Raw genomic sequence first — 11762 nt, 5'->3', positions numbered from 1 at the left:
GCAAAAGAGCAATGGCAAGATGAAGAATTGTTGGAGTGGCGACGGCAAAAAACTAAGGAGCAGTGGACTCCTGAATTTCGTGCCAAGCGTCGGGAAGCACTGGATAAAACTTACTATCGCAAGACTCTTGAAGCTTTGCACAAGGTTTACCAGAGTTCTGGTTTCATAGACTTGGAATTGTATGATATTTATCGTCGTCGCGAGAAGGATAAGTCGATGTTGAAGTTTGAAACTTTTTATAACCGATACTTTGAAGGAGACGAATTTTTAGCACGGGATGCTATTCGTAACTATAATCATCGGGTTGTTTCTATCGAACCGTTGACAGAGCGACGAGATGTTTATGATATAGAAGTTCCCAATACTCATAATTTTGCTTTAGCTAGTGGAGTTTTTATTCATAATAGTGCTAAACAAGGTCGCGATCGCCGTTTCCAAGCGATATTGCCATTGCGGGGTAAAATTATCAACATTGAAAAAACCGACGATGCCAAAATCTACAAAAATAATGAAATTCAATCAATGATTACTGCTTTGGGTTTGGGTATCAAAGGGGATGAGTTTGATGCTGCTCAACTGCGGTATCATAAGATTATTATTATGACTGACGCTGATGTTGATGGCGCTCATATTCGCACGTTGTTGTTGACGTTTTTCTACCGATATCAACGAGCGTTGGTAGATCAGGGTTATATCTATATTGCTTGCCCACCTTTGTATAAAGTGGAACGGGGTCGGAATCATTATTATTGTTATAGCGATCGCGAACTTACTCAGTTAGTTCAAAATGAGTTTCCTGGGAATGCGAATTATACTATCCAACGATTTAAGGGTTTGGGTGAAATGATGCCGGTTCAGTTGTGGGATACAACGATGAACCCTGACACTCGGACTTTGAAGCGGGTAGAAATTGAAGATGCTGCGGAGGCGGATCGGATATTTACGGTGTTGATGGGCGATCGGGTGGCACCGAGGCGTGAGTTTATTGAGACTTACGGACCGAAATTAAAGATTACCGATCTGGATATTTAGTAAGGTAGTAGCTCGTCGATTGTGGGTAAGTTGAAGTAATTCTAAAGACCTCTCCCCCAACCCCTCTCCTACGAGGAGAGGGGAGAAGATTTCTCCCCCAACGCTAGCAGGGAAGGGGGTTGGGGGGTTAGGTTTTTTAACCCACATTTTAAAGCTAGACGTGCTACTAGAATAAGGTAGGCGATCGCCACTACAGCACTTTCCCCTGGTAAAAAGTTTTTTACAATTCTATTCTTCTTCATCTTCAACTTTTATTGTGGAAATTTCTGTGGGAGATGTAGCAACTATACGGAGATTTACATCAACTATAATTTGATTTTTCTCAAGTTTGACATTAGCTTTCTTGATTAAAATTTTTGCTGACAAATAATCATCTGACTCTGCTTCTAGAGGTGAATCGCTTTTATATCCAGCAGTTTCTAACCATTCACAAATATTTCTCCAATTATCAATTTTTCCATTACTTGGTTCCACGAGAATTTTCACATATCTGTAGAGAGTATTACAGAGATCGACACCCACACCTTTAGCACTTTTACCTAATTTATCCGCAATTTCATCAGGACTATATTCAGAAAGTAAACCTCTTAAATGTAACTTTTCTGTAGGTGTAAGATGTTTACCTTTAGCAGAAGCAAGGTCTTTGTAAAGGGTTTCTAAATCCCAATGTAAAGCTGCTTCCGAGAAGGTTTCTTTTTTAGCCATTAGTAGAGTGTCCTTATTTGAAAGCTTTGCTAGTAAGATTCTAACATTATTACTAACTATTATTAGTTTACAATCAAAAATATGTTGAGTTAGGATTAAAAAAATTTAGTTAGTGACAAAAAAATTAAGTTGCTTTCTGTCAAATAATTATTCTGAGATAACCAGAAATATCCGAAAATTATTTACATATTTTTGAGAAGTATTTTAGGTTAAAAATTAGAAATTTGTAATTAATAAAAATAGTATAGTTTTTTCTCTAGGGGCTAAGAAAAATGAAAACCAAACATCTACTAATGGCTGGATTAGGATTAATTAGTTTTGTTGGTATGAGTCTAGGTTCGGTACAAAAAGTTTTTGGTCAAGAGAGGGTTGTTCAAGATAATCAAGGAAGACCTTATCTTGCTGTTAGACAAGGATATGATGTAGGACCACATATTCGTTGTAGTCGTGATGGTGAACGTTGTTTTAACCTTGATTTTGTTGGGTGTGATCGAGATGCACAGATATGTCTTTATCAGCTTTCTTTAATAAATAGAAAAACCATATTTCATAATCCATTAGATGCTTACTCTTGCTGGAGTTCTGGAGATATAAGCCTTCTTCGGCGTCAATATATCAACTGTAGAATTTACGGCGTTTCTAAAGAGGTTAGTGAGTATAATAAAAGGCGAGGTGAGAAATTAGATGATAAACTACAGAGAATACAAGATCGATTGCTTAGACAAATGGCAAATTAGGTAAATGAATACTAAATTCTGACTCTATATATTCCCCATTTTGCAGTACATAAGTAGTAGGTTGAGTTGAGGTAGGAAACCGAATACCACTAGCACTTAGGTAGACCAAGAAAACCCGATAGCAGCAATAGATGTAGGTTGGGTTGAGGGACGAAACCCAACAACAATCTTTCTCCGGTAGGGACGTTGCATGCAACGTCCCTACTCCCCTACTCCCTAATGCACTATTCTAGGTGAAACAATCCAGTAGTGGACCGACACACCTAAAATAGTGCATTAGCTTTTTTCATAATCACCCCATCCCCCCATCACCCCATCACCCCATCCCCGCATTTTCTAATGCACACCCATTAGCTGTGTCAGTCTAGTAGGGTGCGTTAGACGGCTACAATTTAGAATGTGAAAAAGGTTTAGGAATCGGTCGTAATCTAATTCCCAAAGTTGCGCTAAAATTTGGTCTCGACTAAGAATTTGGTGAGGATGTCAGAGAAAATATTCTAATAGTACAAACTCCTTATGAGTGAGATTAATTACATTTTTTTCCTGATTTTTATTGATGAAACAAACAGTATTAACAATCCACAGCAGATATTTATCAAATAAGATTGTGAAATGAAGATTAATTTTTGGGGCTAATTTTACAAATCAGTCTAATGCCATAAGATAACTATAATATCCACAGGATGGAGCGGGTTTGAATACTGAGGATAAAATGCTTTAACTTCAAGATCTAGCCTTCAACCCACCCCAACACAAAAAACCTTTCGCTATTTATCCAAACTTGATATAAACTCTCACCTAATCATTATCTGCGTGTTCAAATTCATAAACATAAAATAGTCTGCTCAACTGTTGCAATTTATATCCGCTGAAAGCAAATAAAGCTGCACCCCCTAAAGCAAACCAAAATCCTAGTGGGGGAAGTGCTAAACCTGAAACCGATGTTGCCGTCTCAGTTATTGCTGCTGTTGCTGCTTGAATAGCGATCGCCCGTGCATCAATAATTATCCCCCAACACAAACACAACCCTGCCACAACATAAGCTAAAATCTTTAAGCGATTAATATTTTTCAGTGCATCCTGACAAACCCGACAATGTTTTGTGTGAGTTTCCCACACATCAAAAAGCTTGCGCTTGTCATATTCTGGGGGTGGTAATTCAGGATTACATTCTTTACTCCAAGGTATTCCACCTCCAGCGCGTTTCTCCAACCATTTGCGGAAAGTAATCACCATTTTATCTTGAGGATTAGGTGTGTAGACTGCATCTAGGTATTTTCCTTCCTGTCTATTTGCCAAAATTTTCTCTTGGTAATGGAGAAACACCAAGTCTTGATGTAGAAACAGAGAACCCAATACATGACCTAACCATTGAGGCATAGGTAAACCAAAGAATGCCAAACCTTTAGGTCGTTTTCCTTGTTCATCCTTCAATAACACTTGACACCCAATATGACGACACCAACCAGGGCGAGTGGGAATAGCATACAACGCTAGAATAAATTTTCCGCCATTCTCAAATTCAGAAACAATTCTCATGTGACAGGGCGGTTGAAAATCATGGATAGCTTGTTTGATACCAGGTGTTTTTAGTGGTGTAATCTCAAACGAGAAACCTTCCTGGGTAGCAATTTTCCTAACTGGAATCATGTCGTAATATTTATCTTCAGTGTATCTGCTACCCATAAATCCATGGTGGGAAACAGGAACATGAGCTGGGTCTGAAACATTTTCCATAAATAAATCCCAGCCGTAGGGGAGATCGCGCATATTCCAAAATAGTTTCACAACTCTGTCTGATGGGTTTTCCATTTCAGGAACAACCCTCGGTTCCCGTAACTGACTTTCTACTTGAGCTTGTGAATCTGACTCTGGCCAAACCCATAGTAAACCTTGACGTTCCTGGGTGGGATACACAACTGCACAAGATTTACTGTTGGTACAATTTTTCGCTTCGGTTTCTTTATCTTTAGACTGAGGAATGCTGACACACTTTCCCTCGGAGTTAAAACGCCAAGCGTGGTATGCACACATTAGAGTGCCATCCGACTCGACCCTACCTTCGGAAAGAGGAACAAGTCGGTGGGGACAAACATCTTCAAAGCAAGACCATTTTCCAGTATTATCCCGCCACAGAACTAAATTTTTCCCTAGTAACTGGAATGGATATGGTCGGGATGGGTCAGTGTGATCTACAACTGCCACTGGATACCATTGTTTTGTCCACTGGAATGTTTCTGTTTCTATTGTTTCCTGAATCTCTTGTTTCAGAATTTTCTCTGTTACCATAGTTAGTCCTTATTGAAGTCAAAATTAAAAAATTAAAAGTTAAAAGCAAGAAAATTCCATCAATTAATTTACTTACTCTCAACTCTCTTGACTGGTCAGATAAATTTACATTTATTTAAGATAACGTAATTATCAAAAAAATTCAGCTAAGTAGCCCAGGAATCTTGCCCGCCAGTGGTTTGAGTCTCCTCTGTGCTAAACTTTATATAATAGACATCTCCGGAAAAGAGGGAGTAGTGGGAAATAATTGATTATTTATGTGCAATAATTGATTTTATTTTTTATTATCGGAGATGTCTAATAGTAGTTACTACTCAGTTATTAGCGATCGACTTTTAATACTATATTTATTGCCAAAGCAATTATTATGTATCTAGAAAAAAATGGTTAACAGTTACAATTAAAATTAGAGCCAATTTTGAAGATAATTATTAATATATATAAGGAGAAAATTTCAGAATATGGGAGGAAATAAATTTCGATTTAAGCAGTTTACTATCCTACAAGATAAATGTGCAATGAAAGTTGGTACTGATGGTACTTTATTAGGAGCATGGGTAGATGTTTCTGGAGCAGAAAAAATTTTAGATATTGGTACGGGTACTGGTTTAATTGCTTTAATGTTAGCACAGCGTTCCCATCAGCCGTGCGGAACACTATCCCTTGCTAATATTGATGCTGTGGAAATTGACATAGACTCATCTATTCAAGCTAGGGAAAATGTGCAGCGATCGCCTTGGTCAAACAGAGTTAAAGTTGAAAATTATTCAATCCAAGAATATACAAAATTTTGCCAAAAACGTTATGATTTAATAGTATCAAACCCACCTTTCTTTGAAAATGCCCTGAAAGCTGCAAAAAAAGCAAGAACAGTTGCCAGACATACTGACTTTCTCTCACAAGCTGATTTATTACAAACAGCAGTTAAACTTTTGTCTGAAACAGGTAGATTCGCTGTAATTTATCCAGTGCAACAAGCTCAAAAGTTTCAAGAAAAGGCAGAATATTTTGGATTATTTTGTCAGAGAAAATTGTATGTTAAACCTATGCCAGAAATTCCCACAAAAAGAATTTTGATGGAACTCAGCAAAGAAAAACTACCATTACAAGAAAATACTCTGACTATCGAAGCAAAACAATATATATATACGCCAGAATTTATCACCTTAATTAGAGACTTTTACCTGAAATATTAACTATTATCAAATTTACCTGTGTCCTGATTGAATATAAGTTAATTATTAGAAAAATAACTATACTTTAGTCTATAAAAATAAGAATTAAAACTTCAATGTTAAAATTAATAATGCCAAACTTATTCATAAAATTGTGAGGTTCTCTAATGTTGACTCTTTATCACGCTCCTGTATCTCCTAACTCCCGTCGGGTTTGGGTGACACTGCTAGAAAAAGGACTTGAGTTTGAACTGGTAGAAGTAAAACTCAGTGGAGAGCAATTTAAACCTGATTTTTTGGCAATTAACCCTTTCCACCACATTCCTACTTTGGTAGATGATGGTTTTAATATAGTCGAATCTTTGGCAATTCTTGACTATTTAGAAGCAAAATATCCTACTCCTAATATGTTACCTAAAGATGTCAAAGACCTAACAATTGTGCGGATGGTACAAATGGTAAGTGTTAATGAATTGTTGCCTGCTATTAATCCACTGGTCCAACGAATTTTAGATTTACCTGGAGAAGACCCAGAAAAAGTTGAGAAAGCAGAGCAGAAAATTGCAACAGTCTTGACATTTTTTGAGAAATTATTGGGCGATCGCTCTTATTTTGGTAGTGACAATTTAACTTTAGCTGATGTTGTTGCTGGTACTATCATCCCTATATTATTCAGAGCTGGTATTTCTTTAGATAAATATCCTAAAGTTAGTAGTTGGTGTAGTCGCTTAATAGCACGTTCAGCATGGCAAAATTCTGAGGCGACAGAAGAAGCATTTGCTGAATTTAGGTCTAATATGTTAGCCCGAATGCAAAAACAATAAAATTACTTTCCCCTCTTTCATTGGTATTCAAGAAGGGGGAAATAATTATGGCAAGCGATGATATATAATTAAATTATCTTTCTTTATAAAAGATTAAACTGATGAAACCAACAACAATTTATTTAGCAGAATAAACTGAAGCTAATCTAAAAGAATTAGCCAATAAAACAGGAAAATCTATTCCTGAAATTATCCAAGAATTAATCACCGATTATCTTACTAAAAAACCTCAAAAATTACCCAAATCAGTGGGAATGGGGTCAAGTGGAAGAGTCGGACTTATCTTCTAAAGCAGAACAACTATTATGGACAAAATAGTAATAGCAGATACCAGTGGAATTATTGCTTTTTTAGATAGGGACGATCGCTACTATTCCCTAGCGGTTAATATTGTCACCAATTATCAAATTTACATCCATGTAACCGTTTTGCCAGAAGTTGATTATTTAGCCACTAAATATCTAGGAGAAAGAGTCGCTAGAAGTTTTATAGAAGATTTAGGAGATGAATATTTGAATTATCTTACTATCGAGTTAGAGGATATTAATAAAATTACAAAACTTATGGAACAGTATAAAGATTTACCTCTCGGATTTATTGATGCTAGTTTAGTTATTTTAGCAGAACATCATCAAATAAAAAGAATTTTAACCTTAGACAGAAGGCATTTTAACTTAATTCAATCAGAAAAAGTTAAAGATCTAGAAATATTGCCATAATTTTTACTTCACAATTCAAGCCTTAAAAGAAGCAGAAGAAAACAAATTAATCTTAATTTATGCTGAAATTTTATCAGAATTAATATAAGGATTCAGTCGAAAAAAAATGATTATGGTAAACAAAAATATCGGCTATATTTCCCCAGATTATTTATATAAATACGATCTCCCGATCGACCGGGAAGCAATATTAAAAACTCGTCAAGAAAGACAAACAAAATTATTTGAACCTTCTACTCAAATGTATTACGAAGCAGTACAAACAATAGCAGATATTCAAAGTGACTTTTTCGAGTTTTCCAATGGAGTCATAAAAGTCGGTCGCGCTGAACAACTCTCGCCAGACCAAAAACAACGGTTTCACCATTCCTTGCAAACATTTTGCCCTTGGAAAAAAGGTCCTTTTGAACTATTTGGTCTAACTATCGATGCAGAATGGCGTTCCGACTGGAAATGGGAGCGCATTTTGCCACATATTAGTTCTCTGAAAAATCGCAAAGTTGCTGACATTGGTTGCCACAACGGTTATTTTATGTTTCGGATGGCAGCTCAACAACCAGAATTAGTCATCGGTTTTGAACCCTACACCAAACATTTTTGGAATTTTCAACTTATCCAAAATATTGTCAAACAAAAAATGCTGGCATTTGAACTTTTAGGAGTCGAACACATTCACTACTACCCCCAATTTTTTGACACCATTTTTTGCCTGGGTATCCTCTATCATCACACCGATCCCATTGGTTTATTACGCAAAATGCGAGAAGCGTTAGCACCCAAAGGTGAAATTATTATTGACTGTCAAGGTATTCCTGGAGATTTACCAGTGGCGCTCACTCCCCAGAAACGTTACGCTCAAGCGCGGGGTATTTGGTTTCTTCCCACCCAGTCTTGCTTAGAAAACTGGATAGGGAGAGCGGGGTTTAGCGATATTAATTGTTTTTTTGCCGAACCTTTGTCGGTTGAAGAGCAACGACGTACTACTTGGGCAAATATTAATAGTTTGTCAGAATTTCTTCATCCTGACGATCCATCCTTAACTGTTGAAGGTTATCCTGCTCCTTGGCGTTATTATGCGATCGCGCGGAAGTAGTGGAGTGGGGGGAGTGGGGGGAGTTTGCGAAGTGTGGGGAGATCGAATCTTGTCTGCTTATGCAAGTTGGTCTAAATTCTGAATTCAAAATTAGGTGTAGGAAGTAGTCAATTCTTCAATTTTATCAAGTGCGGGCATCTTGCCCGCGACTAATTTATCTGACTTAGATGAAATTCCCGAAGAATTTAACTTCTGACTTCTGAGTTTATACAGTTTCAGATGAAATTCCCTAGAAATTTAACTTCTGACTTCTAAATTCAACATTACTCTGGCAAAATCTCAGTAACAGTCTCGTAAAAATTAGTCTCTGGTGGTTTGGCAAACAAATGCGACATTTCTGCCAATGCTGCTTTATAAGCATCACTTTGATTAGCATCCATATCTTCAACTCCTTCCCAAAAAATTACAGCAATACCTTTATCTGTTCCTGGCAATTGTAATAAATATGCCCCTTTAAAACCTTCATTATAAGTAGCAACTGCCTTTTCATAAAGTTCTTTTGCTTCTTGAAACTTTCCTGGTTTAAATTCTCCCAAGGCAACATAAGCATATTTATGCTTCAAAAAATCCATAAAATCTGACATTTTTTTCTCCTTTTCTACAAGTTTTAAATTGTTGGCTGTATTAGATATATCATGTCCGGTTAAAGTTTATAAGCAAAATTAATTACATATCCTGCTAACTCCCTGTTCCCTATTCCCTGTTCCCTGTTCCCTATCTCAAAGATAAAGATTCCCAGAAAGGATTATTTTTACCTAAACGAGTTGTATTAGTAGCATCATGGACACTCCCTCTCAATTCTTGATAATATTGATCGTCCATAAAATTAATATTTAAACTAGAATCAGCCACCAACCTGCGGAATTTTTCCTGAGTATAATCTCTCCCATTAATTAATGCTCCTCCAGGATTTGAAACTAATAATTCTCCATTAATTACCACCGAATTGACCATATTCGGCCACCAAGAATAACCGCTATATCCAAACATAGCTGGCACCTGAATTATCTGGTCATCACTGAGATTAAATTCCTGTTTTAACTTCTCAATTAATGGGTTTAATTTTTCCCTTTGTAAATAGAGATTATGCTGAATTAACTTAGGATTTTTCAACGCTGCTCGCACCGTTGTTTGAGTGCTTAAACCACGATTTATAGCAGCTTGACCATAGCCTTCTTCATTTAATTCTTCTAATAATTGTACCCCTGCTTCTGGACTCACAATTAACATTAAAGGTTTGCCAAATTTACTAGGAATAAAACTGATAATTTCATCTACATGACGAATCATTAACCAAGAAGTATCAATATCCACTGGCGGACCCTGAATTTTTTGTGCTTTGATAAAATCAATAATATCAGGATTCATACCCACTTCACCCGCTTTACCATAATAAACTCTTCCCATAGGATATCCCGACAAAGGTGGCGTAACTTCTAGATTTCCATAAGCATCCGCCCACCTATTTAGAGGATCAAGTTCTCTAGGTTTACCGACTTCAAACCAGCCGAAATTGTCTTTGAGAAGACTGCGAGAATATTGGTCGTTTTCCCCAGAGCGGTTAGCTTTAAGAGCAACATTCATGTTACGGGTTTTACCTTGACTGGGAAACTGCACATAACCTATTTCTTGAGTGTCTTGCATCCAGGTAGTGCCACCAGGATTAATTTTCGCTGTTGCACCTGTTTTTTCAATAATTTCTCTGATTTTATTGATAAACTCTTCATTAGCCAAACCTCGATCGCTAACGTGAAGTTCTTTAACTGGAGCAGTATTAGGAGACATTAACCAAGGAACTACACCTATTTGAATACTATCAGAAGCAATTTGTCTACCATTTTTTTCAGCGATAGCTTTCAAATTAACTACTCCTTTCCAGTCGCGATCGGCAAATTGTTTAGCTTCTACACCTAATATTATTTTCTCCCTGGATATTAAAGCTTCAGTACCAGAAATGTCTACTGGTTGCCATCCAGATTCTGTTTTTTGGAATACATTAATATAGTTAGTAACATCTGTGTCTGTAGAAATGTAGATTTGAGCATCCCTATAGTTTTCTGCCAATTGAATATTGACAATAGCTAAATCTTCTGTATCACTTTCACCATTAACATCCCGATCTCGCCAGTCTGGGATTAGATCGCCATTATCATCATCATTATTAAACAACATCAACGCACCTTCTGATAAAGACCATTTTTCTCTACCTGACTTATCAGCTTCATCCACTTCCCCATCTCTGTTAGTATCACCATAAATTGTGAAACCAGGAGATAAACTATATGCAATGAGTGGATAATTTGTTGTTTGGGTATTTGTCTTGTTTTCTGTATTTTCTGTCCATCGTCTTGCTGCTATTACTTTTTCATAACAAGCAACTGCTAAATACCCCTGGTATTCTATCATTTTTTCGATCGCTCGATCTGTCATCAATGAATCTTGAGGTATTTGACGCAAACTCTCAATTGCATCTAACCAAAGATTTTCTGCTTCTTGCCAAGTTTGATAATTTGCCTGTGTTTTTTTTCCTTTTGCTACCGCATTAGTTGCTATGCTCAGTGCTTGCTTCCAACTTTGGGCAGCTTTTTCTTCTTTAATAATTTTTGCTTCTATACTGCGAAAGTTTTTCAGGCTTTTTTCATATTGTTGTAGTTGGAATTGGTATTGCCAAGGTTCTCTTACTTCTTGGAGGTTTGGCATTTTAGAGACTTTATCAAGTTCTACTTTTAGCTGGTCTCTAATCTGGTAAAGTTCTGGTAGTGAACTTACTTTTTTGGGAATTTTGATATTGTTGTTTATCGACTTGATACTTTCTAGCACAGAAACTTCTGAGTTTGCTTGATCAGGAAGTGAAGGTTGTGCTACTGCTTGAGGCACAATAGGTATCCAAATAATTCCTACTAATGCCCCAACAGTATTGACTAGACCTATTTTAACGTATCGCATCCAACCCATGGTATACATCCTCGATATATACTTTGAATTTTACCTGATTTCTGCCAACTCATGCCATTTCACGGTGGCTTTTGGCATTGCCGCCTCCAGTGATCACGTGTTCTGGACCGATCTCGAACAGAAAGTCATCTTCCGGCACCCTCTCAATGGGCAAAGTGCCCCGGAAAAGCTCATCGATCCTCAGGTTGCCCTGGGCGCCTCCACCTACAATCCCTACGGAATCGCCGTCTCGT

11 protein-coding genes and 1 pseudogene are annotated in these 11762 nt (G+C 37.0%); 8 read left to right on the top strand and 4 right to left on the bottom strand.

Annotated features, from left to right (window positions below):
• Nucleotides 1–1032: toprim domain-containing protein (locus tag F6K22_RS15740; protein WP_293099458.1), on the top strand; the 1032-nt coding region annotated here is incomplete at its 5' end.
• Nucleotides 1033–1260: 228 nt separating this feature from the next.
• Here F6K22_RS15740 and F6K22_RS15735 read toward each other — a convergent pair.
• Nucleotides 1261–1737 (bottom strand): helix-turn-helix domain-containing protein, encoded by a 477-nt coding sequence (locus tag F6K22_RS15735; protein WP_293099455.1) that lies wholly within the window; start codon nucleotides 1735–1737, stop codon nucleotides 1261–1263.
• 293 nt (nucleotides 1738–2030) lie between these two features.
• Between F6K22_RS15735 and F6K22_RS15730 the strand changes: the two genes are divergently transcribed.
• Nucleotides 2031–2474 carry a hypothetical protein gene (locus F6K22_RS15730; RefSeq protein WP_293099452.1) on the top strand — a complete coding sequence of 148 codons (444 nt, stop codon included), beginning with the start codon at nucleotides 2031–2033 and terminating at the stop codon, nucleotides 2472–2474.
• A gap of 798 nt (nucleotides 2475–3272) precedes the next feature.
• Here F6K22_RS15730 and F6K22_RS15725 read toward each other — a convergent pair.
• Nucleotides 3273–4763 (bottom strand): aromatic ring-hydroxylating dioxygenase subunit alpha, encoded by a 1491-nt coding sequence (locus F6K22_RS15725; RefSeq protein ID WP_293099450.1) that lies wholly within the window; start codon nucleotides 4761–4763, stop codon nucleotides 3273–3275.
• Between the two features lie 461 nt (nucleotides 4764–5224).
• Between F6K22_RS15725 and F6K22_RS15720 the strand changes: the two genes are divergently transcribed.
• The 5 genes and pseudogenes from F6K22_RS15720 to cmoB all read left to right on the top strand — a co-directional run bounded on the left by F6K22_RS15720 (nucleotide 5225) and on the right by cmoB (nucleotide 8574).
• On the top strand, nucleotides 5225–5959 hold the full coding sequence (locus F6K22_RS15720; protein WP_293099447.1) for a tRNA1(Val) (adenine(37)-N6)-methyltransferase: 735 nt from the start codon (nucleotides 5225–5227) through the stop codon (nucleotides 5957–5959).
• A 146-nt stretch (nucleotides 5960–6105) separates the two neighbouring features.
• Nucleotides 6106–6762 carry a glutathione S-transferase family protein gene (locus F6K22_RS15715; RefSeq protein ID WP_293099440.1) on the top strand — a complete coding sequence of 219 codons (657 nt, stop codon included), beginning with the start codon at nucleotides 6106–6108 and terminating at the stop codon, nucleotides 6760–6762.
• Between the two features lie 158 nt (nucleotides 6763–6920).
• Nucleotides 6921–7052 (top strand): annotated as a pseudogene (locus F6K22_RS42130) (hypothetical protein); the annotation flags it as partial.
• Between the two features lie 15 nt (nucleotides 7053–7067).
• Complete coding sequence (locus F6K22_RS15710; protein ID WP_293099437.1) at nucleotides 7068–7481, top strand: type II toxin-antitoxin system VapC family toxin; 414 nt, start codon at nucleotides 7068–7070, stop codon at nucleotides 7479–7481.
• Between the two features lie 112 nt (nucleotides 7482–7593).
• Entirely contained in the window at nucleotides 7594–8574 is a 981-nt protein-coding gene (cmoB, locus tag F6K22_RS15705) for a tRNA 5-methoxyuridine(34)/uridine 5-oxyacetic acid(34) synthase CmoB (RefSeq protein ID WP_293099435.1), read from the top strand.
• 263 nt (nucleotides 8575–8837) lie between these two features.
• On the opposite strand, the gene F6K22_RS15700 is transcribed toward cmoB, so the two are convergent.
• Together F6K22_RS15700 and F6K22_RS15695 are read right to left on the bottom strand one after the other, a co-directional pair.
• A complete protein-coding gene (locus F6K22_RS15700) occupies nucleotides 8838–9158 on the bottom strand; it encodes an antibiotic biosynthesis monooxygenase (protein ID WP_293099432.1) in 321 nt (106 codons plus the stop codon).
• A gap of 130 nt (nucleotides 9159–9288) precedes the next feature.
• The gene (locus F6K22_RS15695; RefSeq protein ID WP_293099429.1) at nucleotides 9289–11529 is read right to left on the bottom strand and encodes a protein-arginine deiminase domain-containing protein; all 2241 of its coding nucleotides are present in this window, start codon (nucleotides 11527–11529) and stop codon (nucleotides 9289–9291) included.
• Between F6K22_RS15695 and F6K22_RS15690 the strand changes: the two genes are divergently transcribed.
• Nucleotides 11528–11762 (top strand): hypothetical protein (locus F6K22_RS15690; protein ID WP_293099426.1); only part of this gene is annotated, 235 nt, incomplete at its 3' end. The two genes, F6K22_RS15695 and F6K22_RS15690, sit on opposite strands and share 2 nt — an antisense overlap.

The sequence above is a fragment of the Okeania sp. SIO2F4 genome, from assembly GCF_010672385.1.
GTDB lineage: Bacteria > Cyanobacteriota > Cyanobacteriia > Cyanobacteriales > Microcoleaceae > Trichodesmium.
The sequence above is the reverse complement of the archived record's forward strand: the minus strand, read 5'-3'. Positions and strand labels throughout refer to the sequence as shown.

Coding starts and splice junctions, on each gene's coding strand:
- F6K22_RS15730 (WP_293099452.1), top strand. CDS start 2,031: ATGGCTGGATTAGGATTAATTAGTTTTGTTGGTATGAGTCTAGGTTCG.
- F6K22_RS15710 (WP_293099437.1), top strand. CDS start 7,068: ATGGACAAAATAGTAATAGCAGATACCAGTGGAATTATTGCTTTTTTA.
- F6K22_RS15700 (WP_293099432.1), bottom strand. CDS start 9,158: ATGTCAGATTTTATGGATTTTTTGAAGCATAAATATGCTTATGTTGCC.
- F6K22_RS15695 (WP_293099429.1), bottom strand. CDS start 11,529: ATGGGTTGGATGCGATACGTTAAAATAGGTCTAGTCAATACTGTTGGG.
- F6K22_RS15715 (WP_293099440.1), top strand. CDS start 6,106: ATGTTGACTCTTTATCACGCTCCTGTATCTCCTAACTCCCGTCGGGTT.
- cmoB (WP_293099435.1), top strand. CDS start 7,594: ATGGTAAACAAAAATATCGGCTATATTTCCCCAGATTATTTATATAAA.
- F6K22_RS15720 (WP_293099447.1), top strand. CDS start 5,225: ATGGGAGGAAATAAATTTCGATTTAAGCAGTTTACTATCCTACAAGAT.
- F6K22_RS15735 (WP_293099455.1), bottom strand. CDS start 1,737: ATGGCTAAAAAAGAAACCTTCTCGGAAGCAGCTTTACATTGGGATTTA.
- F6K22_RS15725 (WP_293099450.1), bottom strand. CDS start 4,763: ATGGTAACAGAGAAAATTCTGAAACAAGAGATTCAGGAAACAATAGAA.